The organism is Anaerosporobacter faecicola, assembly GCF_012070565.1.
Classification (GTDB): Bacteria; Bacillota; Clostridia; order Lachnospirales; family Lachnospiraceae; genus Anaerosporobacter; species Anaerosporobacter faecicola.
In genome coordinates, this window is the sequence record NZ_JAAQRO010000005.1 from 1 (window position 1) to 26,006 (window position 26,006).

At 37.5% G+C, this 26,006-nt stretch carries 20 protein-coding genes; 1 reads left to right on the top strand and 19 read right to left on the bottom strand.

The genetic code is table 11. The annotated features are described in order from the left end of the window. Positions 1–378: 378 nt before the first annotated feature. The 19 genes from HBB17_RS02110 to ftsH all read right to left on the bottom strand — a co-directional run bounded on the left by HBB17_RS02110 (position 379) and on the right by ftsH (position 25,178). Complete coding sequence (locus HBB17_RS02110) at positions 379–942, bottom strand: thymidine kinase (RefSeq protein WP_167955403.1); 564 nt, start codon at positions 940–942, stop codon at positions 379–381. A gap of 66 nt (positions 943–1,008) precedes the next feature. Further along, a complete protein-coding gene (locus HBB17_RS02115) occupies positions 1,009–2,070 on the bottom strand; it encodes a hypothetical protein (RefSeq protein WP_167955336.1) in 1,062 nt (353 codons plus the stop codon). Further along, on the bottom strand, positions 2,057–2,584 hold the full coding sequence (locus tag HBB17_RS02120; protein WP_167955338.1) for a sigma-70 family RNA polymerase sigma factor: 528 nt from the start codon (positions 2,582–2,584) through the stop codon (positions 2,057–2,059). The genes HBB17_RS02115 and HBB17_RS02120 overlap by 14 nt, the downstream gene beginning before the upstream one ends. A gap of 100 nt (positions 2,585–2,684) precedes the next feature. After that, the gene (locus tag HBB17_RS02125) at positions 2,685–4,439 is read right to left on the bottom strand and encodes an ABC transporter ATP-binding protein (RefSeq protein WP_167955339.1); all 1,755 of its coding nucleotides are present in this window, start codon (positions 4,437–4,439) and stop codon (positions 2,685–2,687) included. Between the two features lie 252 nt (positions 4,440–4,691). Then, on the bottom strand, positions 4,692–5,666 hold the full coding sequence (gene pfkA, locus HBB17_RS02130; protein WP_167955340.1) for a 6-phosphofructokinase: 975 nt from the start codon (positions 5,664–5,666) through the stop codon (positions 4,692–4,694). A gap of 235 nt (positions 5,667–5,901) precedes the next feature. Further along, entirely contained in the window at positions 5,902–9,387 is a 3,486-nt protein-coding gene (locus HBB17_RS02135) for a DNA polymerase III subunit alpha (protein ID WP_167955341.1), read from the bottom strand. Between the two features lie 111 nt (positions 9,388–9,498). Beyond that, positions 9,499–10,437 (bottom strand): hypothetical protein, encoded by a 939-nt coding sequence (locus HBB17_RS02140; protein WP_167955343.1) that lies wholly within the window; start codon positions 10,435–10,437, stop codon positions 9,499–9,501. A gap of 144 nt (positions 10,438–10,581) precedes the next feature. Then, on the bottom strand, positions 10,582–11,925 hold the full coding sequence (locus HBB17_RS02145) for an MATE family efflux transporter (protein WP_167955344.1): 1,344 nt from the start codon (positions 11,923–11,925) through the stop codon (positions 10,582–10,584). 204 nt (positions 11,926–12,129) lie between these two features. Beyond that, on the bottom strand, positions 12,130–13,125 hold the full coding sequence (locus HBB17_RS02150) for a LacI family DNA-binding transcriptional regulator (protein ID WP_167955346.1): 996 nt from the start codon (positions 13,123–13,125) through the stop codon (positions 12,130–12,132). Between the two features lie 59 nt (positions 13,126–13,184). After that, complete coding sequence (locus tag HBB17_RS02155; protein WP_167955348.1) at positions 13,185–14,120, bottom strand: helix-turn-helix transcriptional regulator; 936 nt, start codon at positions 14,118–14,120, stop codon at positions 13,185–13,187. Between the two features lie 289 nt (positions 14,121–14,409). After that, on the bottom strand, positions 14,410–14,667 hold the full coding sequence (locus tag HBB17_RS02160) for an HPr family phosphocarrier protein (protein ID WP_167955350.1): 258 nt from the start codon (positions 14,665–14,667) through the stop codon (positions 14,410–14,412). After that, entirely contained in the window at positions 14,664–15,626 is a 963-nt protein-coding gene (gene whiA / locus HBB17_RS02165) for a DNA-binding protein WhiA (RefSeq protein ID WP_167955352.1), read from the bottom strand. The genes HBB17_RS02160 and whiA overlap by 4 nt, the downstream gene beginning before the upstream one ends. 11 nt (positions 15,627–15,637) lie before the next feature. Continuing rightward, on the bottom strand, positions 15,638–16,516 hold the full coding sequence (rapZ, locus tag HBB17_RS02170) for an RNase adapter RapZ (protein ID WP_167955354.1): 879 nt from the start codon (positions 16,514–16,516) through the stop codon (positions 15,638–15,640). A 39-nt stretch (positions 16,517–16,555) separates the two neighbouring features. After that, entirely contained in the window at positions 16,556–17,464 is a 909-nt protein-coding gene (murB, locus tag HBB17_RS02175; protein ID WP_330588118.1) for a UDP-N-acetylmuramate dehydrogenase, read from the bottom strand. Between the two features lie 480 nt (positions 17,465–17,944). Then, complete coding sequence (locus HBB17_RS02180) at positions 17,945–18,886, bottom strand: ROK family glucokinase (RefSeq protein ID WP_167955356.1); 942 nt, start codon at positions 18,884–18,886, stop codon at positions 17,945–17,947. Positions 18,887–19,163: 277 nt separating this feature from the next. Continuing rightward, on the bottom strand, positions 19,164–20,087 hold the full coding sequence (gene hprK, locus HBB17_RS02185) for an HPr(Ser) kinase/phosphatase (protein WP_167955407.1): 924 nt from the start codon (positions 20,085–20,087) through the stop codon (positions 19,164–19,166). 112 nt (positions 20,088–20,199) lie between these two features. Continuing rightward, a complete protein-coding gene (gene uvrC, locus HBB17_RS02190; protein ID WP_167955358.1) occupies positions 20,200–22,083 on the bottom strand; it encodes an excinuclease ABC subunit UvrC in 1,884 nt (627 codons plus the stop codon). Positions 22,084–22,192: 109 nt separating this feature from the next. Then, positions 22,193–23,002, bottom strand: a complete 810-nt coding sequence (locus HBB17_RS02195; protein WP_167955360.1) for a Cof-type HAD-IIB family hydrolase — start codon at positions 23,000–23,002, stop codon at positions 22,193–22,195. A 142-nt stretch (positions 23,003–23,144) separates the two neighbouring features. Then, positions 23,145–25,178 (bottom strand): ATP-dependent zinc metalloprotease FtsH, encoded by a 2,034-nt coding sequence (gene ftsH / locus HBB17_RS02200; protein ID WP_167955362.1) that lies wholly within the window; start codon positions 25,176–25,178, stop codon positions 23,145–23,147. A 290-nt stretch (positions 25,179–25,468) separates the two neighbouring features. Between ftsH and HBB17_RS02205 the strand changes: the two genes are divergently transcribed. Beyond that, positions 25,469–25,933 carry a YaiI/YqxD family protein gene (locus HBB17_RS02205; protein WP_167955364.1) on the top strand — a complete coding sequence of 155 codons (465 nt, stop codon included), beginning with the start codon at positions 25,469–25,471 and terminating at the stop codon, positions 25,931–25,933. The last annotated feature ends 73 nt before the right edge of the window (positions 25,934–26,006 follow it).

The window sequence follows — 26,006 nt, forward strand, 5'->3', positions numbered from 1 at the left end:
AAACATGAGAAAGTAGCCCTTTTGGGGCGGATTTCGAATGTTTTTTCGGATTGTGGGAGCACCTAGTGCGGAACAATCCGATAGGTTTAACACTTCACAAGGTCATGTTTTTCATGCTTGCATGAAAAGACATGACTTTGTGACCCGCTAAAACATGAGAAAGTAGCCCTTTTGGGGCGGATTTCGAATGTTTTTTCGGATTGTGGGAGCACCTAGTGCGGAACAATCCGATAGGTTTAACACTTCACAAGGTCATGTTTTTCATGCTTGCATGAAAGAACATGACTTTGTGACCCGCTAAAACATGAGAAAGTAGCCCTTTTGGGGCGGATTTCGAATGTTTTTTCGTATTGTGAGAGCACCTAGTGCGGAACAATTTTACCCTAAGTTTCCTTCCCTATAATGCTTTCTACATAAAGCGATATATTTATCGTTTCCACCTAATACTACCTGATCACCAGAGCGAACAATCTTTCCATTCTCTCCTATTCTTGCATTACAAGTAGCACCTTTTCCACACCAACATACGGTTTTAATTTCCTCAATTCGATCTGCCCATGCCATGAGCCATAAACTTCCTTCAAATGGTTCATTTCTGAAATCAGCACGCAATCCATAACAAATAACCGGAATTCCAAGGTCATCTACAATATGGACAAGAAATTCAATCTGCTGTTTTGTTGCAAATTGAGCTTCATCAACAATGATGCAATCATACTTTGTAATGTCTTCGTCATTCATCGTTACCAGATTTTCTAGGAAATCGCATTTCTTCTCTAATCCCATTCTAGAACGGATAATGACCTCTCCATCTCGATTGTCGATTCTTGGTTTCACTAATAATGCTTTCTTACCTCTCTCATAATAATTATAGTCCACCATCAATGCATTCGCTGTTTTCGAGCTCCCCATTGCTCCATAACGATAGTATAATTTTGCCATTGTATTTACCATGCCCTTTCACAAAACATCTATTTCTAAATTTACATCTTTTCTAGTAAGATTTCCTTACTCCTGTTCTTCACAGCTCAACAGATTCCTCATATTTACTTCCGTTAGGCCTTTCATCTTTCGTGTAACTAGCAACTCATCTTCCGTTAATAGCTGGCTTCTAACCGTAAAGATATCCGTATCTTTTTCATTTTTCGTGATCCAGATCGTGAACGCTGACCAATTTGCATCATTGTTTGCTATTATAGCATATTGTCGAACATATTGCCCTGTATACGCCCCATTTTCCAATTTCGTAACATCTGTATAGGTATTTTCTTGGAAGATTTTATACATAATCTGAATGGTGTTTGTATCACTGATCGTTTGTAACGCCATTCCCTTTTCATCGTAAATAATAATCTGTGCAATTTGATCTTCTGTGATTTGATACGTATTCTCTTTCTGCTCTATCGTAAATAGTTCTCCCACATCCTCTATCTCTCCAGAGGAAGTAGCCGTATTATCACTTCCATCACCGTTGTCTTCATCAATTATTACACTTTCCGATTTGTCACTGCCTTCCGTCAACATGCTATTATCCACTGCTGCCTCTTCATTACTGTCCATCATTGCATCTTCATTCATATCAGCTGCAGTTGTTTCCTCACTAGCTGATTCAGCGTTAACACTTGTATTATTCTTTGAAATTTCTGTTGCTGTATCCTTTTTACTACCCAGACTATCAATCATGCTATAGCCTGCTATAGCCAATATACAGGCACTTGCTGCTAATAAGCCATACTGTATCCTGTGATATTTTTTGTTTTTCGGGTATTTTTTATCGTATATCCTCTGTTCTACCGTATTCGCTTCCTGTCCCTCGTGTCGTTCCTGTTCCCTTATGTTTTCTTCTTTTGTTGCTGTTATTTCATCTAAACCTTCTACTCTTTGTGCTTCCTTTGCTCTTAATAACGTTGCTTGTATTAATGTTTCTGAAACAGTAACCTGTTCTAGACTCAGCACATCATTAAGATCCATCTTTAAATTGGAGAAGTCATATTGTTCCTTATCTACTGTTGTGTCTATTTCTTTCCATTCTTGTTGATTCTGTATCTGTTTGTTTTCATTTTTTTTCATATGAACCCCTCCTTTCCAATAGCTCTTTCATCTTTTGTCTTGCCCGACTTAACCTGCTTTTCACTGTTCCAGCTGCAATCTGCAGTGCCACCGCCGTCTCTTCTATGCTCATCTCCTGATAGTACACACATAAAATAACTTCCTTGTACTTATTTGGCAAATCCATTACCGCTTTTTTTACTACCTTTTGATCTTCTTTCTTTTCAATCCGATCGTATCCCTCTTCCATAAATTGCTGTGTCTGAAATTCTTCTGTTGGCTCTACTCGCTGATTCCAAGCACTTTTCAGATAGTCCTTACAAGTATTAATGGTGATCTGCAGTAACCAAGTCTTAATCGAACAATCCCCTCGAAATTGCCCATAATGTAGACTCACTTTGATAAACACTTCCTGGAAGATATCTTCTGCCAAATGTAAATCCTTTACATAGAGATATGCTGTTCGTAAAACATCATTCCCATATGTACGCATTAGAACCTCTAGATTAAGAGGTTCTATACTCCTAGCAACCATATCTGCTCCCCTTTCCGATCTGTTACCTTGTAATATTATGATGCAAGGGTCAAAAGGTCATTTCACTTTGTACTCGCACAAAAGTAAATATGACAACATGTTAAACCTGCGTTTGACTCTTACGAAATGTCATTTGATACAATTCCGCATAGATTCCATTCTTCTGGATCAATTCTTCGTGTGTTCCTTTTTCACTAATTCCATCTTCTGTTAGAACAATTATATTTTCCGCATTTCGTATTGTGGAAAGACGATGTGCGATTACAAATGTGGTTCGATTCTTCGCTAATTTCTCAAGGGATTCTTGTACTACTTTTTCTGATTCATTATCCAAAGCGGATGTAGCTTCATCAAATATAAGAATTGGTGGATTTTTCAAAAATACCCGTGCGATGCTTAATCGTTGTTTCTGCCCACCTGACAACTTAATTCCACGCTGTCCAATATACGTATTATATCCATCTGGCAATTCCATTATAAACTCATGGGCATTGGCATTCTTGGCAGCCTCCATGATTTCTTCGTCGGTTGCATCCATTTTACCATAACGAATATTGTCCATAACGGTTCCAGCAAATAAATACACATCTTGTTGTACAATACCAATATTCTTCCGTAGGGAGTATAGAGAAATATCTCGAATATCCACCCCATCTAAGGTAATACTTCCATTGGTAACATCGTAAAATCGAGGGATCAAACTACACATAGTTGTCTTTCCCACTCCAGATGGTCCCACAAGTGCCACATACTCTCCTGGTTTCACATGAAGATCAATATGATGAAATACTTCGCTAATGGTATCATTATATTGATAGGCAACATCTTTGAATTCGATTTCCCCTTTTACATTCTCCAGATCCACAGCATCTGGTTTATCAACGATATCCGGTTTAACATGAATGATTTCCAAGAAACGATCAAACCCTGTTATACCATTCTGAAACTGTTCCGTAAAATTAATCAGCTGTTTCACAGGATCCACTAAGTTATTGATATACAAAAGATAGGTTACCAGATCTGATAATTGAATAATATCTTTTACGATAAATACACCACCACCGATGATTACTGCCACATTAATTAATGTAGTAAATGCCCCTAGACCAGAATGGAAGATCGACATAACAAAATAACTATGTCTTTTTGCATCAACAAAATGTGCATTGCTGGCAAGGAATTTATTCATCTCTTCTTCCTCATTGGCAAATGATTTAACTACCCGAATTCCAGAGAGATTATCCTCAATCTGTGCATTAATATCAGCAACTCTTTCACGGTTTCTCTTAAATGCTGCATGCATCTTTCCCTTTAGTTTATATGCAAATACAAACATAATTGGAATGATAGAGAACACAATCAACGTTAATGGTACATTAATAAACAATAGAATGACAAAGGCTCCTACAAACTTGATTACGGAGATCACAATATCCTCTGGACCATGATGACAAAGTTCTGTTAGATCAAACAGGTCATTGGTAACACGTGACATTAACTGTCCTGTTTTTTGATTGTCATAAAAGTTAAAGGATAACTTTTGATAGTGTTCAAAGATTTCATTTCGCATATCATACTCCATCTTTGCCCCCATCATATGACCTTGATAATTGATAAAGAACTTACAGCCACATTCAATTATGATCAGTCCAATCATTACCAATGTCAACTTAATAATAATCTGCAACGCTTCATGCACCTCATACTGTACCAATACTGTATTGGTAATATAGCGCACGATCATTGGATATACCAATGTTATTGCGGCAGCCATTAAAGCAAAGAACATATCAGCAAAGAATAAACCTTTATATGGCTTGTAATACGATATAAACTTTTTTGCTTTTGAACTCATTGATTCCTCCTTCTTTCTGCCACTATTTCCCCATAAATAATTACAAGAAACACTCCAGGACATAGTTTAATGAGCAACTGTATGAAGTCGTTGGTACTTTGGCTCTGTAGTTTAGAGCCTAATATTAAAAAAGCTATCAAGCGCTGGAAATATTCTCACGCTTGATAGCTCCCTAAAAACCAGCCAGTTACCTTGTATCCGGCATAACTCTAGTTGTTATCTCGATCACAGACAGTTTCCTGACCATAATGATTATCTTGATAATTTTTTAGAAATATCAAACAAATATTGATCAATGTCTTTCTTCATGTTCAATGCTTCTTCAATATCATAGTCTACAAATTCACCTTTACGGTATCCAACAACACGATTCGTCGCTCCAGCACATAATAAATCTACTGCTTTTGCACCCATTGCAGACGCATACACACGGTCTTTACAAGTTGGACTACCACCACGTTGAATATGTCCAATGATTGTCGCTCTTGTTTCCATGCCAGTAGCCGCTTCAATTCTCTTAGCCATTGCATAAGAATCTCCAATGCCTTCTGCATTAATAATGATATGATGTTTCTTACCGATTTTTCTCTTTTCAATGATATTATTGATAATTCTATTTTCATTGTGATCATAACGTTCTGTAATAAGAATATCCTCTGCTCCATTGGCAATACCACACCATAAAGCAATATAGCCAGCGTTTCTTCCCATTACTTCAATGATACTACATCTCTCATGAGAGGTTGAAGTATCTCTTACTTTATCAATTGCTTCCATTGCAGTATTAACTGCAGTATCAAAACCGATTGTATAGTCAGTACAAGCGATATCTAGATCGATCGTTCCAGGAAGTGCGATTGTATTGATTCCTAATGCAGCTAATTTTCTAGCACCTTGGAATGAACCGTCTCCACCGATTACAACAATTCCATCGATGCCATGTTTCTTGCAGATCTCTGCACCTTTCTTTTGTCCTTCTTCTGTTCTGAACTCCGCACAACGAGCTGTATATAAGATTGTACCACCACGTTGGATGATATCTGCAACACTCTTTGCATCCATATCAAAAATATCTTCTTCTAGCAGACCACTGTATCCTCTACGAATACCTTTTACTTTTTTGCCTGCTGCCAAAGCAGTTCTAACAACCGCACGGATCGCAGCGTTCATTCCAGGAGCATCTCCACCACTTGTTAATACACCAATTGTATTGATTTCTTTTGCCATAAACTAAAAACCTCCATGGGATATTTATATTAAATAACGTAACTGTTCAGAGTTGATCTAGAAAATATACTGTATGTTTGCTCTGTACAGTTACAAAATACCGATTAAAAGTGCGTTGTCTGAACGTTTCATTATCATTACCAAACATGACACATGTTCCACTTTACGAGAAAGTGTTTTCTTACAGTTTATACACATAAAAAGCGGGTCGATACAATGTATAATCTTCTACATTTTAATCTATTTTCCTACGTTTTTCAATACTCTTTTCTATTATTTTAACATTGTCAATTCCATATCTTTCTTGAAGTTTTTGCATTATATCTAGATTTGCATGGATTGTACGATTTTTTGGTAGCAATTTTTTCGCTTTTTCTTCTTCACAATAGATGATTACTTGATCCCGTCCGTCACTTTCACTTAATAATCCATAGAGTTTTGCTTCTTCCGCCTGAAAAGCTTCTATACTTCTGAACTTAATCCACACGTCTTTTGGCAATGAATCAAATGGTATGATTTCTGAACAGATGAGTTTTCCCGGTTTGTCTTCCTCTACAGTAATTTTACCTTTGATGAATACTTTCTCATCTTCAAGTAGATGCTCCTTATACCGTTCATAATCTCTTGGAAAAATAATCACTTCCACCGTACCAAATAGATCTTCAATGGTTATGAACGCCATCATGGTATTATTTCTTGTTGCTTTTACCGTTTTAGATGTAATCATTCCTCCAATTACCGCAAAATCTCCATCCCGCACCTTTACTGCATTGACCTCTTCATCCAGTATAAAATCCGTTGATGTTGCTGTAATGTTTTTACGCCACAAACTTTCATATTCCTGCATTGGATGACCACTTACATAGATGCCAAGTACTTCTTTTTCAAAACCAAGGAGCATATCCATTGTGTATTCACCTACATCCGGCATCTGCACTTCCTCTACCTTTTCATCTGCTCCCATGAAATCAAACAAGGAAAACTGTCCCGAAATAGAGTCCTTCTTTTCACGGTTTACATCATCTAAAACCTTTACATAAACCATCATCTTCTGTCTTCTTGTTCCAGGAAGACTATCTACTGCTCCCGATTTAATAAAACTCTCAATCGTACGTTTATTGATTTCTTTCCCTGTCAAACGTTTTGCAAAGTCTTTTAGATTCAGGAATTTTCCATTGGCATCCCGTTCTGCTACAATTGCATCAATTACCGGTCTACCAAGTCCTTTGATTGCGCTAAGTCCATAGCGGATCCGATTTCCAGACACAGAGAAATTACCTTCTCCCTCATTAATATCCGGTGGTAAGATTTCAATTCCCATCTGCCTACAACTATAGATATATTCTGATACCTTTGATGGATTATCCATAACAGAAGTCATTAATGCAGCCATGAACTCTACCGGGTAGTATAATTTTAGATAAGCAGTCTGGTAAGATACTACTGCATACGCTGCCGCATGGGATTTATTAAATGCATACTTGGCAAAGTCCGTCATTTCATCATAGATATGATTGGCAATCTCCTCTGATATTCCATTCTGAATGCAGCCTTTTACCCCTTCTTCTTCATTTCCATAGACAAAGTTCTTTCGTTCCTTCTCCATAACAGAAGCTTTCTTCTTTGACATAGCACGACGCACCAAATCACTTCGCCCATAACTGTACCCTGCCAAATCACGTACGATTTGCATAACCTGTTCCTGATAGACAATACAACCGTAAGTAGGAGAAAGAATTGGCTCTAACTGTGGACATTCATATTGAATGGAATTTTGCTCATTCTTACCTCGAATGTACTTTGGTATAAAATCCATTGGACCTGGTCGATAGAGAGAGATTCCCGCTATGATATCCTCTAGATTTTGAGGTTTTAGTTCCTTCATAAAGTTCTTCATTCCAGCACTTTCTAGCTGGAAGATCCCGTCCGTCTTACCAGAGGATATTAATTCAAATACACCTTTATCCCCATAATCAATCTGGTCAATATTAATCTGCTTATCTTTTGGCAGATTTCGATTTACTATACGAACAGCATTTTGAATTACGGTAAGGGTACGTAACCCTAAGAAGTCCATCTTTAATAGTCCCAGTTCCTCTAAGGTTGTCATGGTAAACTGCGTAGTGATCGTATCATCAGAGGCTCTGGATAACGGTACATATTCATCCACGGCTGCCTTACTGATTACAACCCCCGCAGCATGCATGGAGGTATGTCTTGGTAACCCTTCCAGTTTCATTGACATATCCAACAAGTATTTGGCTTGCTCATCGGATTGATACAAACTCTTTAACTCAGGGTTCATATCAATGGCTTTTTTTATGGTGATTCCAATCTCCGTTGGTATCATCTTAGCAATACTATCTACATAAGCATACGGAAGGTCCAATGCACGTCCAATATCTCGTATTACCATCTTCGCTGCCATTGTTCCGAATGTAACGATCTGAACCACACGGTCTTTTCCATATTTCCGAACAACATAATCGATTACTTCCTGCCTACGTTCGAAACAGAAATCGATATCAATATCGGGCATGGTCAAACGTTCTGGGTTAAGGAAACGTTCGAATAATAGATTGTATTTGATTGGATCAATATTCGTAATACCCAATGTGTAGGAAACGATACTTCCTGCTGCTGAACCACGCCCTGGACCTACCATAATCTCATGATCTCTGGCGTATTTGATAAAGTCCCATACAATCAGGAAGTAATCTACAAACCCCATACTATGAATGGTTTCTAGTTCATAGGCCAATCGTTCTTGAAGTTCCTTTGAAGGATTTGGATACCGTTTCTCTAACCCCTGTTTACAGAGTAATTGTAGATAATCCCACGCTGAGTAGCCTTCTGGAACATCATAACGTGGCAATTTATATTCTCCAAATACAATCTCTACATTGCATCGTTGCGCAATCTTACCTGTGTTCTCCAAGGCTTCCTTGGCATATGGGAATAGTTCTGCCATCTCTTCTGGGGACTTCACATAGTACTGTCCTCCTTCATAGCGCATACGATTCTCATCCGATACCTTCTTCTGTGTCTGTATACATAACAAGATATCATGGGCTTGCTCATCACTTGCTAATGTATAATGAATATCATTGGTGGCTACAAGTGGTATGTTTGTATCCCGATTCAAACGTAACAAACCTTGATTTACCGTCTTCTGTTCTGGAATTCCATGGTCTTGCAATTCTAAAAAGAAGTTATTCTCTCCAAAGATTTCTTGCAGACGAAGTGCTTCTTTCTTTGCTTCTTCATAAAATCCTTTTCGAAGATCACTTGCTACAATTCCTGCCAGACATGCACTAAGTGCAATCACACCTTCATGAAACTGTTCTAGAATCTCATAATCCACACGTGGTTTGTAGTAAAATCCTTCTGTAAATCCTCTTGAAACAATTTTCATCAAGTTATGGAATCCAATATCATTCTCTGCCAATAACACCAAGTGATTGTATCTAGCTTCTGATGTATTATGCTCTCTGTCCAATCTTGAACCAGCCGTTACGTATACTTCACAACCTATAATTGGCTTAATTCCCTGTGCTTTCGCAGCTCGATAAAAATCAACCACACCATACATAACTCCATGATCGGTAATAGCAACGCTATCCATGCCAAGTTCTTTTACTCTTGCTACTAATTCTGTGATCTTATTGGAACCATCCAGTAAGCTGTATTCTGTATGGACATGTAAATGTGTAAAACTCATGATCTTCCTCCTCTGCAAAGCCTTTTTACGCTATGTATTCCGACAAATTTCTCTATTCATCATACCATCTTTTCCTTATGATTACCAGTACAAATGTTCTCCAATTCTAAATTATAAAACCCGTTGAAATAGATGTAATCTCATATCTTTTATTGGTATTTTTATTCCATTATTGCAATCAATGGTGACTGTTGACGTTTTTCCTTCTGCCACCCATTCAAGTAACAGATCCCCTGGTCGTATATATTCCACATCATCAAGTGCTATCCAAAGATCACTTTGGACTGGAATCATCTCCTCTTGGTTAAGTTCTAATACCAGATACTCTGCTTGTTGATTGTTTTCTTCTGTTGTAAGCTTTGTAATAATTTGTTTTTCTGTATTTGTAGTCTTCCTAATCTTTACTAGAAGATTGAAGTCATTCTTTTTCACACTTTTTTCCGCGTTATTTTCTAAACCAAGCTCCGAACCATAATCCAAGTCACTCGTTGCTTCCCCAGAAACTGTCCAGACAAATCGTTTTATTCCTTTCTCATCAAGAACCTGATACACCAATTGTTTCCCTGTACTTCTTACTAGTTCCCATACTTCCTTTTCTAGTTCAATGCTTTTCCATTCCACACTTGCACTATTCCAGATTACATCAGAAAGAGTAAGGGAGACGATCAGCGCATCTACTCCGTTGTATTTTAGATATGTTGTAATCACAGAAGTGGGCGATTCCACATAAATCTGTGGCTTTGCTTTTGATTCTATGCTTTTTGCTTCATTTAATATCTTTTTATCATTTATCTGCATATTCAATGTTACACGATGCTTCCCAATCGCATCCTCTTCTGTTGTAATACTTGTGCCCGGATATATAGTAAAACGTGATAGAATCACTTGATCCTTCCCATCCTTTACAACAACTGTATCCATCTTCTCTTTGGTAATCACTTGTTGTTTCGTTTGATTCGTCATCTCTGCCTTTGTTTCTCTCCCCACGTCAGTTATTCCACTCATACACAACATACAACATCCCATTAATACCACACAATGCCTAATCATTCTCAATTTATTCGACTCTCCTTTTCTTCGATATGCTTCCAATTGCTGGAGTAACACATCTATCTCTTTCTATTTTCCAACGTATCATCACAATAGCGTCGAGTCAAATGAGAGTGCATTATGAAGGGTATTAAGTTTTTTTGTTTATGGTTCCAGACTCTGCAACCACCATTTTTTGTGAAAGATGACAAGGGCTATTGCAAAACGTACACACTCTTCCAAAGACAAGATAAAGTAGACATAAGGAATGGACAATTTCCAAACAAAAGCTGCTAACAACCCCAAAGGAACTCCAAAGATCCACGTACCAATCAAGTCCACGATCATAACATAGTTCGTTTTACCACCACTTCGAATGATTCCTCCTGCCAAAATCATATTTGCCACCTTAAATGGAGCAATTATTGCATAAGCAATCAAAATCTGATTTGTTAATTGTTTTACGGATGCCTCTACCTCATAAAGCGTTATGTAATAAGACTTTGTCAATATAATAATTATAGACAGAAGGAAGGAACCCACAAATCCATAGTAAATTAATTTCTTAGAAGCCCAATATGCTTCTTCATATTCCTTGTTTCCCAATTTCTTTCCTACGATCACTCCTGCTGCTTGTGCAATACCACACAAAGCTCCAATCATAATTCCCTGAATGGGATTAATGAGGTTCATTGCAGCGCAGCTTTCTGTACCTAGATTTCCGTATATTCCAGCATATACATTTTCCCCAAGACTCCACATAAATTCACACACTAATATAGGAAGCAGCATCCCCACATATTGATTCCAGTGAAAAGCAGTATGTTCCTTACCCTCTACTTCTTCCCCATCGATGTTTTTCTTATACTTAAGGAACAGTATGAACATGATGAAGAAATTAGCAAATTGGGATATGACCGTGGCAATCGCAGCACCTTCTGCCTTCATTTGAGGGAATCCCCATTTTCCAAAGATAAGAACATAATTCAGTCCTGTATTCAATAGAGCGGCAACAATACTTGCATACAAAGGGAGCGTTGCTTTTTCCATGCAACGAAACATAGTTGATAACATGGTTGCTCCTGCAGCAGGTAGGAAAGTAATTGCTAAGATTCGTAGATACTTTGATGCCATACTTCTTGTAAGTGCATCTTTTGTGTACACTCCCATTATCTGATCTGGAAGCAAGATACATAACAGGGTAAAGATAACAGCCAACACAATTGATACAATTATATTAACGTGAAAGCTTCTTCGTACCTCTTGTTTATTCTTCTGCCCAATGTATTGAGCAATCATAATTCCTGCTACGGTACCTATGGCAGAAACCATTACGGAAAAGATTGATGAAAACTTACCAGCCAGCCCTACCCCCGCAATACTGACACTCCCAAGTTTACCAATCATGATTTGGTCAACAATACTAAATGAAGCTTGCAGCATGGACTGTAGCGCAACAGGGATTGCCAAACTGCAAACCATTTGAAAAAAAGTATTTTTTCGCTTCATTATAAATAATCCTCCTTTGCTTCTTCTCAGTTTTATTGTAATGCTATCCCCTGCATTCCTCAAAGGTTAAACGCATAACCACAAACAAAAAAAGTAAGGAGAATTTGTAGATTATATACAAATAGCCCTGTATCTCCTATTGGCGTAGATATATATCATACTCCAATCCTTAATACAGAGCCATAATTATTTCGTGTGCTCCCCTCAGCAAGAGCTTTCACGTTCGATCAAAGAAACAGAGAGTCGAATTACTGTCTCCGTCTGCTTGCTTTCCTTTAATTCCTGTAATTTTTTTATTGCAATCTTTGCACGTTGGCTTACGTCCTGTCGAACGGATGTTACCGTTGGAGAAACAAGCTCACACATAGGTGTATCATCAAATCCCACAACGGAGATCTCATTCGGAACTTCAATTCCCTGTTCCTGAAGAAAATGAATTAACTCAATGGCATAATAATCCGAAACGGCAAAGATAGCTGTATAACTACGGATTTTTTCTATTTGTTCTATATAAAATGTTTTTCGCTTCTCCTTTTCCATAGGAATCAGCATAAAATCAGCACCAGTACCAAATCCCTCTCGAAATCCATCGTAACGTTCTTTATCAACACAGATTTGATTATCGGAAATACACAACACATTCTGATGCCCCTTTTGTTTCAGATAATTTCCAACCTGTCTCCCACCATCATAATTATCAATGGTGATATTATAGATTCGTTCCGCATGATCACAATAGCCATCATATACGACAAAAGGAATGTGCATACGATTTCTTAAGTACATATAATCTTGATCACAAAAACCAATCAAAACCAGCCCCGCCATATTCCACATTGAAGCGAATTTGATAATATCCTCTGGCACCGTCGTCTTTTTCAGCATCATAAATTGCCCACTTTTTTCAATTTCTGTAGATAGATGATTCAATGAAGTCGCAATAAATACATCTTCCAGCGTTCGTCCTTCATACTTTATATGGTCATTTACCACGACACCTATAATCTTTGAATCATTCTGCGCCAGAAGAATCCCCGCCATACTTGGTATATACTGGCGATCTTCCAATAATTTTTCTACACGTTTTATCGTTTCTTCCGAAACCTTTTTTGTCTTTCCATGTAATACATTTGACACGGTAGCCGTACTTAATCCTAATTCCTCCGCTATATCCCGAATTCGTACCCGTTCTTCGTCCATTTGGTTCACCTCTTACTTGATACACCCCACTAGCATTATTATTTGCTTGTTGTACTCGTTTATTGTATCTTCTTTATCGGTACCCACATACGGAATCCATCTGGAAAGCCACCTTCCTGAAACCATCTTTCAGAAAAGATATGCTCTTCATAAAAGATTCCTTGTTCATAATCAAAATCATACCCCTTCATATTCTTCATGAACTCCATAAATGCTTCGGAAGCTTTCATCATACTCCTTGCCATATCTAGATTTCCATATTCGTCGTATTGGTTCAGTAACACTTCATTTACCAAAAACAGTCCATTTGGGGCATCTTCAACCTTTTTCCCACAATATGTATCCTGTTGTCCTTCCTCTCCAAGAAGAACCATCATCGCACTGTATGGGTGACTTACATGTTCCTCTGCATTTTCATGTTCTTTCCCATCCGGATGGTGCCCTTTTGGTGCAAGTCCCAGGTATCGTCTCCCCACTCGATCGGTTACATTCTCTCTACACCACTCGCTCATAAGTTTCCAAGCTTCGGTCTCTGGCTCCATACAATCCACATCAAAACGAATAACTTTTTCTCCGTAATGCTCTTCAATCCTTACGATTGTCTTATCGTTCATACTCATCTTACCCTCCTTCATAACCATTTCAAATTGAATTCTAGGGAAATGTACTTGGGTTTTTCTCTTACGAATTTCACTTGGTGTCTGGTTCGTAAAACTTCTGATTGCTCTAGTAAATGAAGCTGCAGAATCATAGCCATATTTCATTGCAATGGTAATGACTTGATCTGTGGTTTCTACAAGATCCATTATCGCACACTGTAATCTTCGTTTTCGTATGTACTCAGATATGGTCATATCCGTCATTACTAGGAACATACGTTGAAAGCTTGACTTTTCTAAGCAAGCTATTTTACTTATGATATCGTAATCTATATCCCCAGTCAAATGCTCTTCTACGTATTGAATGGCATCATTCATTTTCTCTAAATATCCCAAGCTTATCATCTCCTCTTATTCATTCTACACGAATATAAAAATGGTTCTTTGCAGGGAACAGATTGTTCTGCATATAATGTCGGTTTTGGCGAGGGTTGCCGTGCATCTAGCACCCCAACACTTGACATAGAGCCATATAAGAAACACAAAAAGACTGAACATGTATTTGATCCCATACCGTATTCAAAACGGATTCTCACCATACAATTTCAGCCTTTTTTGTTTTTAATCTTACACAACCCAATTATTATTATAATGAATCGTATTATTTCTTCTTATTTCTTATTTCTTATTCTTTACTACTTAAATACTTCTCGATATTCTCTATTGCAGCTTCTTCATCTGTACCATTTGCTGAAACAGTAACTGATTCACCAGCTGCAATTGCAAGGCTCATCATCCCCATGATACTCTTCGCATTAACTTTTTTGTCTTCACTCTCTACATAGATACTACTTTCGTATTGACTAGCCACTTGAACAAGTAATGCGATTGGTCTTGCTTCTAAACCTGTTGGAATCTTAATTGTTATTTGCTTTGTAATCATAACTTCTCCTCCTTATGTTCCCTTAAGTTATCTGCAATAATACTTAATTTTCTTAATCTATGATTAACTCCTGATTTACCAATTGGCGTTTCCAGCATAAGACCTAACTCCTTCAATGACGCTTCTGGGTGTTCTAATCGAAGAACTGCAACTTCTTTTAACCCTTCATCTAAATCACCAAATCCAATTAGCTCCTTGATAAATAGGATATCTTCCGCTTGTTTGCTTGCTGCTGCTACTGTTTTATTAATGTTGGCAGTTTCGCAGTTTACTTGTCTGTTAATTGAATTTCTCATCTCTTTTAGTATTCGCACATTTTCTAGATTCATTAAGGCAATATGTGCCTCCATAACATTCAGCACGTCTACAATCTGCGAGCCTTCTTTTACATAAACGATAAAATATCGTTTTCGCTGTACAATTTTCGCATCAATTTGAAATACATGAAGCATATCCCGTAATTGTACTGCTTTTGCTCTTGTAGGTAACGCAATTTCAAAATGATACGCTTTACTCGGATCGCTCATGGAACCTGCCGCAATAAACGCTCCACGAATAAATGCCCGCTTGCAACAGGTATTCTGTACAACAATGTTATCAACAATGGATAGATTCTCTCGGATATCTCCGTCCTCTGCAATCAAACGAGTTGCACGCAATATCTTCTTTGCAACCTGTGGACTCTTTACAAGAATAATATAAATCAACGATTCACGGTCTTGTTTTTTCCTTCGTAAGGACACCTCAGGCTTTACCTGAAATGTAGCTATTAATAAATTTTGGAACTTTCTTGCTACCGTAAGATTCTCCGTGTGGATCTTAATACGGTATTCATCATTTACGGATATTGTTATCCTGCCACATAAACTGATAATCGCTGCAATTTCTGCGATCTGACAATGTCTAGCAGAAGTAATGTGATTGGACAATTCTTCTTTTATTTCTTTTGAAAAGGACATTGTTTTTCACCTCAGATTTGCTTCTTTTGTAATGCATCTTTTTTAATATCTCTATGTTCCACTTTGTGTCCATATTCCAATTTAGACAGTCTCTTGCATAATGCATTGGCAATGGTTACGGAACGATGCTTTCCTCCGGTACAACCAATACCAACTACCAGTTGGTTCTTTCCTTCTTCAATATAATTAGGAATAAGGAATTCTAACATATCTGATAACTTGTCCAAAAAGGTTATTGCTTTTGGCGACTGCATTACATAGTCATACACCGGTTGATCATTGCCTGTCTGCGGCTTCAATTCTGCTATATAGTATGGATTCGGAAGGAATCGAACATCAAAGACAAGATCACAGTCTGTAGGGATTCCATACTTAAATCCAAAGGAAAGAATGGTTATATAGAAGTTCCCGTAATCTCCATTTTGAACAAAGATCTTATCGATCTCACTTTTCAGTTCCCGAATCAATAATTGACTGGTATCAATTATAAAATCAGCCTGTTTTTTTAGAAATTGTAAGCGTTCCCGCTCGATTTCTATTCCAGAATCCACCCTACCACTACCTGATAATGGATGGTTTCTTCTTGTTTCCTTAAAACGTTTTACCAATACTTCATTTCCAGCATCGAGATAAAGGATTTCATAGCAATAGCCTTTGTTCCTTGCCTCCACCAGTATTTCATTCAGCCCATCAAGGGATTGTCCACTTCGTATGTCAATTCCCAGAGCGACTTTGTCAATCTGGGAACTTTGTTCATGCGCAAGTTGCGCAAATTTTAGTATAAGCTGTATCGGCAGATTATCTACGCAAAAATAACCGATATCTTCTAACATCTTTAAAACAGAGCTTTTTCCTGCTCCCGACATTCCTGTAACGATTACAAATCTCAAGATAAAACCTCCCAATACAATTTGCTTCAATCCAGTATACTAGAAGTCCCCAAGAAATCGAACTTCTGGTTCTAACCTTACTTGATTCTTCTCATATACGATTCTCTGTACATCTTCAATTAATTGTCTCACTTGTGCTGCCGTTCCATTCCCTACATTCACTACAAAACCACAATGCTTATCAGATACCATAATATCACCAACACGATATCCTGCTAATCCTGCATCCATAATTAATTTTCCTGCAAAATACCCTTCTGGACGCTTAAATGTACTTCCTGCACTTGGATACTCCAATGGCTGTTTATCAGCTCTTCTTTGGTTTAGCTCCTTCATTGTCTCCAAGATTTCTTCTTTCTTACCCGGAGATAATTGGAATGTTGCTTCTATAGCAACGAAGCCCTCTTTCTGTATAATACTGTTTCGATATCCCAGTTGTAATTCTGACTTATCCAATACCTGAAATTCACCATCTTGACGTAATACAGTTGCCGATATAATATGATCTTTTATCTCATATCCATAAGCACCTGCATTCATCGTTACAGCACCACCTAATGTACCAGGTATTCCTGATTCACCTTCCAAACCACTCAAACCATATTCTGCGGCTTCCTTTGCAAGACGAGCTAACATAACGCCTGCCTCAGCCGTTATCTGGTTCCCATTTATCTCTATCCTATTAAAGTTCTTATAAATCTGAATGATTACTCCGCGATATCCCTGATCTCCTACAAGAAGGTTACTACCCTTCCCAATTACATAGAAAGGAACATCACATTCCTTACAGATCTCAATTACCTGCTTCACCTGTTCTTTATTCGTTGGCGTAACCAAATATGCTGCAGGTCCACCTATTTTGAATGTCGTATGCTTTGCAAGCGGTTCATTTCGTAGTATATGTTCTTCAGACAAAATGGCCATTAACTTTTGATTTATATCATTCAAAATAATACCTCATTACTCATTTTCTATATTAATATATGAAGCAACTTCTAATCTTTATAACTAAGAATCTGCTTCATTTCTCTTGTTTTGCTTATTCAATACTAATTTATAATGTCCTAAGTACATTGTTATAATACAATACTTAATTCTTTATTTCAACTAAAATTCTATTTTTTTATTCACGATTTAAAAAATTTGGTAATTCTACCATCTTTCTTTTTCATTCCAAGTTCTTACTTGTAAATGTACACAATTCTATCCTTTTCTTTAGGCATTACTCCGTAAATTTCACAAGAAATTCATAACATTCTTTTGCTTTAAACGAAACTAAGTGTACTTCGTACACTTTCGCGTTAATAACAACTTCAAAGTTTAGAGCCTTATGTACTATACAAGGAAAGTCGGAGGACTTTCCTTGTATAGTACACATGCTGATAAGGATACAATTCATCCTTATCAGCATGTTTTTTTCTACGCAAATTATTTAATTACTAATTTCGCTGCTCCTACGATTCCTGCATCATTTCCTAATTCAGCTAGCTTGAATTCTTTATCTTTGTGTGGGTTAAATGCGTATTTTTCATAATGTCTTTGAATTACATCTAACAAGATTGCTCCTGCTTTGGATACGCCGCCACCGATTACGAATACATCTGGTTCCACAACAGCTGCAATGTTTGCACATGCAGTTCCAAGATACCAGCCTAATTGCTCTACACATTCCATTGCAAGAGCATCTCCCTCTTTTGCAGCATCAAATATATTCTTTGCAGATAGATTTTCTTTATTTCGAATCGTAGATTCTGCTTCAGATTTAGCTAACATACGTTTTGCAACTTTCACGATTCCTGTCGCTGAAGCGTACTGTTCCAAACAACCTTTCTTTCCACAGTTACAGCTATCTTCTTCTTCGTAATTGACAACCATATGTCCAATTTCGCCTGCTGCTCCTTTGGTTCCTGTTATGATCTTTCCATCATGGATGACACCACCACCTACACCAGTTCCTAGTGTAATCATGATCATGTCTTGATACCCTTTTCCACCACCAAGCCACATCTCACCTAAAGCGGCAACATTTGCATCATTTCCTGCTTTTACATTGGTTATACCAGTTAATTTTGTTACTTCTTCGGCTACATTGAATACACCCCAACCCAAATTAACACAGTTCAGAACAGTTCCTTTGGCATCTACTGGTCCTGGAACACCAATTCCTATTCCTTCGATTTCACCTTTGGATATGGACTTTTCGGTTAACTTATCTGCTAACGATGCACTAATCTCCGATAAAATCTTCTCTCCACCGTTCTCCTTATTGGTTTTAATCTCCCATTTGTCTACAATTGTTCCTTCTGTTGTAAATAGTCCAATTTTAACTGTTGTTCCTCCAATATCAACACCAAAGCAATATTTATTCATTCTTCTCGTTCCTTTCTATTCCGCCTTCTATGTATTCATATATTCTAATCCCATTGCTTTTCCCTTTTGCAGGAACCTATTCCCCCTCTTTGGACCGGCAATGTGCGATTTTCCTAATTTTGTTCGACTACATGTTGCGTTCTCGCATTACGCTCCTACCATTTAAACACATTCTTGCTGGTGTCCAATGACTACGAATGACAAGGAAGCTTCTTTATCATCCTTTGGTATAACATGGTTTTGTTACTGCACCAGCAAGGGTGCTTATTAGAATCTATTATTTCTTCATTAAATTATTCGTTACACGGTTATATAATTCTCTTGCTGCATTATAGCCCATCTTTTTCTGTCTGTAGTTTACAGCTGCAGATTCCACGATGATTGCTAGGTTTCTACCTGGACGAATTGGAATCTGATGACATACCACCTTATTACCTAGGAATTCTGTATACTGTTCATCCAATCCAAGGCGATCGTATTCCTGATCTTTGTTCCACTCTTCTAATTTGATGACTAAGTCGATTGATTGTGTATTCTTAACACTTTCAACACCAAACAATGTCTTTACATCAATAATTCCGATACCACGTAATTCAATAAAATGTCGGGTAATATCTGGCGCCGTACCGATCAATGTTGCATCACTTACTTTTTTGATTTCTACTACATCATCGGTTACAAGACGATGTCCTCTCTTGATTAATTCAAGAGCTGCTTCACTTTTACCAATTCCACTTTCACCCATGATTAAAACACCTTCACCATATACATCCACAAGCACTCCATGAATGGATATTCTAGGTGCTAATTCTACTTTAAGCCAACGTATTACTTCTGCCATGAATGCAGAGGTTGGTTGCTCTGTTTGGAATATTGGAACCCCTTTTTGTGTTGCTAAATCAATTAAGCTTGGCTCAATTTCAATATTACGGCAGAAGACGATGCATGGAACCTTGTAATCAAGTAAACGTGTCATGATACCTACTCCATGATCTTTCTCCATCTTTTGCATATAAGCATGTTCCACATTACCAATAACTTGTACGCGATCCGAATCAAAGTAATCAAAGAAGCCTGCTAATTGTAATGCTGGTCGGTTCACGTCCGTTTGTGTAATCATTATTTCATCGATATTAATATCTGGCGTACAATTAACAAGTTTCATCTTCTCTACTAACTTTTTCAGTTCTACTGTATACATATCAAAATCTCCTTCGCCATCTAATATTCCTTTATCTATTCTTGTAATCTCCAGAGCAGAAAACGGACTTTTATAAGCATATATTACCATAATCTATGTGGAGTGTCAAAAATCAATCGTTCTTTTCATTCTCTTCTTTATGAAAGAAATCATACACTTGTTTAGCCGCTTTTTCATTCATCGTTGGTATGATTGCTAACTCCGATAACTCTGCTGCCTTTATTGCGTCCAGTGACATAAAATGTTTCATTAACTCAATTCTTCTCTTCTGACCAATTCCCGGAATATCATCAAGAATAGAATGTACCTGTTCTTTGCTTCGTAAGGAACGGTGATACTCAATGGCAAAACGGTGGGTCTCATCCTGAATTCTTGTAATTAGTTTGAAAGCTTCACTATTACGATCAATAGGAATTTCTACATTATTATAATACAATCCTCTTGTTCTATGATTATCATCTTTGACCATACCGCACACAGGTATGTTCAAATGTAATTCTTCCATAACTTTTAATGCAATATTGACTTGGCCTCGTCCACCATCCATCATAATCAGATCAGGGAAACGTGTGAAGCTTCCATGTTCCAGGTCCATATTTTTCTCCAATAATTCTGCTTTTTCCTGTTTTCCATGGGTAAACCGTCTTGTAAGAACCTCATTCATACTTGCATAATCATCACTGCCTGTAACCCATTTGATCTTAAATTTTCGATAATCATTTCTCTTCGGCTTTCCATTCTCATATACCACCATGGAACCTACTGACTCAAATCCATTAATATTGGAGATATCATAGGATTCTACTCTCTTTAGGTTCTGTAGATCCAGTAAATCCATGATCTCCATCATTGCTCCTCGAGTTCGTTGCTCTTCCCTCTTAATCTTTTCTGCATCCTGCTGCAAAACAAGAGAAGCATTTTTTTCCGCTAATTCCACCAGCTTCTCTTTTTCACCCTTTTTCGGATTGGTGATGTACACCTTTTGTCCCCTTTTCGCCGTAAGCCATTCACTGATCAATTCTGGTTCTTCTAATTCCTCTTGCAGCAATAATTCTCTTGGGATAAATGGTGTTCCCGCATAAAACTGCTTTACAAAGCTTGTCATAACCCCGGACCGTGTATCATTTTCAACACCTGTGAGATGATAATGCTCTCTTCCAATCAATTTTCCATTTCGAATAAAGAATACCTGAACAACCGCTTCATCTCCAGCCCGTGCAAAGGCGATGACATCCTTATCCTCTTGATTAGACGTACTGGTAATCTTCTGCTTTTGTGCCATATGCCTTACACTATTCATTAGGTCTCGATATCCGGCAGCTTCTTCAAATTCCATATTCTCCGAAGCAGTTAGCATCTTCTTCTCAAGCATCGCCAATACCTCAGAAAAGTTTCCATTCAGAAAATCCATAATCTGATCTACTGATTTTCGATATTCCGCCTCTGTAATATACCCTTGGCATGGACCACTGCACTGCTTAATATGATAAAACAAACACGCCCGTTCCTTCCCAATGTCTCTTGGTAACACCCGGTTGCAGGTACGAATCTGGTAGATTTTCCGAATGAGATCCAAGGTATCTTTGACCGCTGTTCCACTTGTATACGGACCAAAATATTTGGCTTTATCCTTCTTCACCTGTCTAGCGATCATTACTCTTGGATATGCTTCCTGTATTGTAACCTTGATATACGGATAATTTTTATCATCTTTAAGCATTGTATTATATCTTGGCATATGTTCTTTAATCAAATTACTTTCTAAAACAAGTGCCTCAACTTCAGAGTCTGTAATGATATATTCAAAATGATCGATTCGGGACACCATCTTAACAATTTTCGGGGTTAGATTTCGACTACTTTGAAAATACTGCCTAACTCGATTTTTTAAACTGATGGCTTTCCCAACATAGATAATAGTATCATGCTTATCACGCATGATATAAACTCCTGGTTTTGCAGGAAGTTTCTTTAATTCTTCTTCAATATTAAACATGAACTTCCCCTTTCTAGCAATTGATTTTCTATATACTCACTTGTACTATTTCTTTCATATTAATAATCCACAAAAGACCGATTATATATGAACGGAAGAATATTTGCTATCATAGCATATATTCTTCTATTATATGAGCAACCCCATCTTCCTCATTGGATTTGGTAATTAGATCGGCATGTTCTTTTACGATATCCTGTGCATTATCCATTGCTACCCCAAGTCCTGCATATTGAATCATGGATAAATCATTAAAACCATCTCCCATAGCGATTAGTTCCTCTTTTGTCAATCCAAGAATCTCAAGTAAGTGGGATAAAGAATTCGCTTTATCCACATTAAGTGGCATGAATTCTAGAAAATACGGTTCTGATCGGTAGATACTTAGCTGATCCCCATACTTCTGTTGCATCTCTTTTTCTAGTATTGCTAATTTCTCTGGTTCTCCTGTCATTAAACATTTATTCACATCAAATGTAATGTACTGATCGAAATTCTCAATATCCCGTACCTTAATCTTATTGATCTTCGCTTCGATATCTACATACGAATCATGATTACATCCACAGATTACATCATCTCCCTCGTATGTAATAATACTAACCTGATGTTCTTTTGCTTCATTATATAATACCGGAACGATTTCCCTTGGCATTACATTTTGATAGATAATCTCTCCTGTTTTACAATCCTTTATCCTAGCACCGTTGAATGCTAAGATATATCCACCTTTCGTCTCCAGTTCCAATGTATCTTCTATTCCACGAATTCCAGCTATTGGTCTTCCTGATGCAACAATAATAATTTTGCCTTCTTCTTGCGCCCTTGTTATCGCTTTCTTCGTACGACTTGTCACTTCTTTTTTTGTATTCGTTAATGTTCCGTCAATATCCAATGCAATTGCTTTATATTCTTTCATTATAAACTCCTTTTCAGTAAAAAAGCTGTCACATCCACTATGCGACAGCTTTTTTAATTTTTCGATTATTCACCGATCTTCTTCACGCTCACTAAACCATCTGCGTTATTCGATTTTTATTTAAAGATACCTATCTTGTACCTTAATCCTCTTTGTTTCTTCCACTTTTGTCAATTTCATTTTGCTCTATTTTTTTCGTTTCTTCCGTTATCTCAGACTCATTCGAAAGTTCTTTCCCTTCCTCGCTTGTCTCTGCCACACTTAAAAGGTCCTTTCCTTCACCAGATGCTTCTGCTTTATTAGGAAGTTCCATTCCTTCTTCTTCCTCTTCTGGGATTCCTTTTACTTCACGATAAATCTTCATGAACTCTTTCCCCGTAATGGTTTCTTTCTCCATAAGGAATTCTGCTATACGGTCTAAGGTTTCACGATTTGCTTCTAGTAACTCTACTGCTTTATCGTAACATTCCTTTAGAATCTTAATGATCTCATTATCGATTTCACCTGCTGTAGCATCTCCACAATTCAATACAGGTCTTCCATCTAAATAACGATTCTCTACCGATTCCAATCCCATTAGTCCAAATCGTTCTGTCATACCAAATTGGGTAACCATTGCTCTTGCAATCTGTGTTGCTTTCTCAATATCATTGGAAGCACCAGTGGTAATTGAATGAAATACGATCTCTTCTGCAGCTCGTCCTCCATATAACGTCGTGATTCTCGTTAATAATTCATCTTTGGTATTCAGATATTTTTCTTCCTCTGGTACTTGCATCACATAACCAAGAGAACCCATTGTTCTAGGGACAATGGTAATCTTTTGAACAGGTTCTGCCTCTTTCATCAATGCAGTAACGAGTGCATGTCCTACTTCGTGATATGCTACCACTTTCTTTTCTTCTTTTCCAAGAATTCGATCTTTTTTCTCTTTACCTGCTATAACAACTTCAACTGATTCAAATAAATCTTCCTGTGTTACAACCGTTCTACCTGCTTTTACAGCTGTGATCGCTGCTTCATTAATCATGTTCGCAAGGTCAGAACCTACGGCACCTGAAGTTGCCAAAGCAATTGCTTCTAAATCAACGGAATCATGCATCAAAACATCTTTTGCATGAACCTTCAGAATATCAATTCTTCCTTTTAAATCCGGTTTATCTACAATTACACGTCGATCAAAACGTCCCGGACGTAATAATGCTTTATCCAATACTTCCGGCCGATTTGTTGCAGCTAAGATTACCAGTCCTTTTGATGTATCAAAACCATCCATCTCTGATAGTAACTGGTTTAATGTCTGCTCTCTTTCATCATTACCGCCGCCATAATGGTTATCACGGCTCTTACCAATTGCATCAATTTCATCGATAAATATAATACAAGGTGCCTGCTGTTGTGCCTGTTTGAATAAATCCCTTACACGAGATGCACCAACACCAACAAACATCTCCACAAAGTCAGAACCTGATAATGAGAAAAATGGCACTTTTGCTTCTCCTGCTACGGCTTTCGCAAGTAATGTTTTTCCTGTTCCTGGTGGTCCAACTAAAAGCGCACCTTTCGGTAATTTTGCACCAATCCTCGTGTATTTTCCTGGATTATGAAGAAAATCCACAAGTTCCTTTAATGACTCTTTCGCTTCTTCCTGTCCCGCAACATCTTTAAATGTTACACCTGTTTCCTTTTCTACATAGACCTTAGCATTGCTCTTGCCAACGCCCATCATTCCACCGCCACCTTTACTGATCATACGGTACACCATGCTCATAACAATTCCAATTAGTAAAAATGGCAGAAAGTAAATTGTAATAAATTCCAAAATACCTGTACTTGTATCATGAACCGTTCCACTATACGTTACTTTTGCTGCATCAAGTGCATCATACAACCCAGGCTCATTCAAATACCCTGTATAATAGGTTATATTAAAAAGTCCATTGGACTTCTCTTCTTTAGGTATAATCGTAATCTTATTGGAGTCAATCTTAACGGATTTTACTTTCCCTTCCTCCAACATAGTCATGAATTCTGTATAGCTTACTTCTACTTTTGCACTTTCCTTCAGTTGATTTGTCATAAAATAAAATAGCACAAATGCACAGAGTGTAGCAACGATACAGAAGATGAGACCTGATTTATTTCCATTCTTTTTGTTATTGTTCTTTTTATCCAATATTCTACCTCCGTATGCATTGATTCCATATTATGTTCATTATAATGTTAGTATTTCCATAAATCAATAGAATAATGTCTAAAATTTTTGTGTCCTAAAAGCGAAAAATATATGAATTAAGACTTGTAAACCATCTTTATATTTGGCATATTATAGTATTGTAGGAACACTTATGGAAATACAAATTAAGTGGTCACCTTACCAAATGTTGCGTTACAAGACCAAGTTGAAATTTGTTCCAATTGGTTCTGTCATCCTACGAAAAGAGGTCTTTCAGAAAGGAATTTCTTATGAAAATATTAGTCGATGCTGATGCATGCCCGGTCAGGCTGATCATTGAAAAAGTAGCAAAAGAATTATCGATCCCCGTGATCATGATCATAGATACCAGTCATATACTGGAATCCGATTATTCCGAGATTGTTCATGTCAGCAAAGCCCCTGATGCTGTTGATATAGCATTGATCAACCGAACAAATGAAGGAGATATCGCCGTAACACAGGATTACGGTGTTGCTACTATGGTTCTTGGAAAAAAGGGGTATGCCATCAATCAGAATGGTCGAGTCTATACCAATGAAAATATTGATCTTTTAATGTTTGAACGGCATATTGCCAAGAAACAACGCCGTGCTGGTGTTCGTACTTCAAGTATACGAAAACGTACAAAAGAAGATAATGACCGCTTTGAATATTCCTTCCGCAAACTATGTAAACTTGCGCTAAGCCGTCAATCTGATTCATCGAATTCCTAAATGATGAATAGCACCCTGGCATAAGACAACTTGCTATAATCCCGTTAAACGATTACAGCTAATGCCTTATTCT

Bases quoted from the DNA above. Each gene is read 5' to 3' on its own strand.
- HBB17_RS02180 (WP_167955356.1), bottom strand. From the start codon at position 18,886: ATGAATAAATATTGCTTTGGTGTTGATATTGGAGGAACAACAGTTAAA.
- pfkA (WP_167955340.1), bottom strand. From the start codon at position 5,666: ATGGCAAAAGAAATCAATACAATTGGTGTATTAACAAGTGGTGGAGAT.
- hprK (WP_167955407.1), bottom strand. From the start codon at position 20,087: ATGTATACAGTAGAACTGAAAAAGTTAGTAGAGAAGATGAAACTTGTT.
- HBB17_RS02120 (WP_167955338.1), bottom strand. From the start codon at position 2,584: ATGGTTGCTAGGAGTATAGAACCTCTTAATCTAGAGGTTCTAATGCGT.
- HBB17_RS02110 (WP_167955403.1), bottom strand. From the start codon at position 942: ATGGCAAAATTATACTATCGTTATGGAGCAATGGGGAGCTCGAAAACA.
- HBB17_RS02195 (WP_167955360.1), bottom strand. From the start codon at position 23,002: ATGAAAGAATATAAAGCAATTGCATTGGATATTGACGGAACATTAACG.
- HBB17_RS02140 (WP_167955343.1), bottom strand. From the start codon at position 10,437: ATGATTAGGCATTGTGTGGTATTAATGGGATGTTGTATGTTGTGTATG.
- uvrC (WP_167955358.1), bottom strand. From the start codon at position 22,083: ATGTTTAATATTGAAGAAGAATTAAAGAAACTTCCTGCAAAACCAGGA.
- HBB17_RS02125 (WP_167955339.1), bottom strand. From the start codon at position 4,439: ATGAGTTCAAAAGCAAAAAAGTTTATATCGTATTACAAGCCATATAAA.
- whiA (WP_167955352.1), bottom strand. From the start codon at position 15,626: ATGTCCTTTTCAAAAGAAATAAAAGAAGAATTGTCCAATCACATTACT.
- HBB17_RS02115 (WP_167955336.1), bottom strand. From the start codon at position 2,070: ATGAAAAAAAATGAAAACAAACAGATACAGAATCAACAAGAATGGAAA.
- HBB17_RS02135 (WP_167955341.1), bottom strand. From the start codon at position 9,387: ATGAGTTTTACACATTTACATGTCCATACAGAATACAGCTTACTGGAT.
- HBB17_RS02150 (WP_167955346.1), bottom strand. From the start codon at position 13,125: ATGGACGAAGAACGGGTACGAATTCGGGATATAGCGGAGGAATTAGGA.
- HBB17_RS02160 (WP_167955350.1), bottom strand. From the start codon at position 14,667: ATGATTACAAAGCAAATAACAATTAAGATTCCAACAGGTTTAGAAGCA.
- HBB17_RS02145 (WP_167955344.1), bottom strand. From the start codon at position 11,925: ATGAAGCGAAAAAATACTTTTTTTCAAATGGTTTGCAGTTTGGCAATC.
- HBB17_RS02205 (WP_167955364.1), top strand. From the start codon at position 25,469: ATGAAAATATTAGTCGATGCTGATGCATGCCCGGTCAGGCTGATCATT.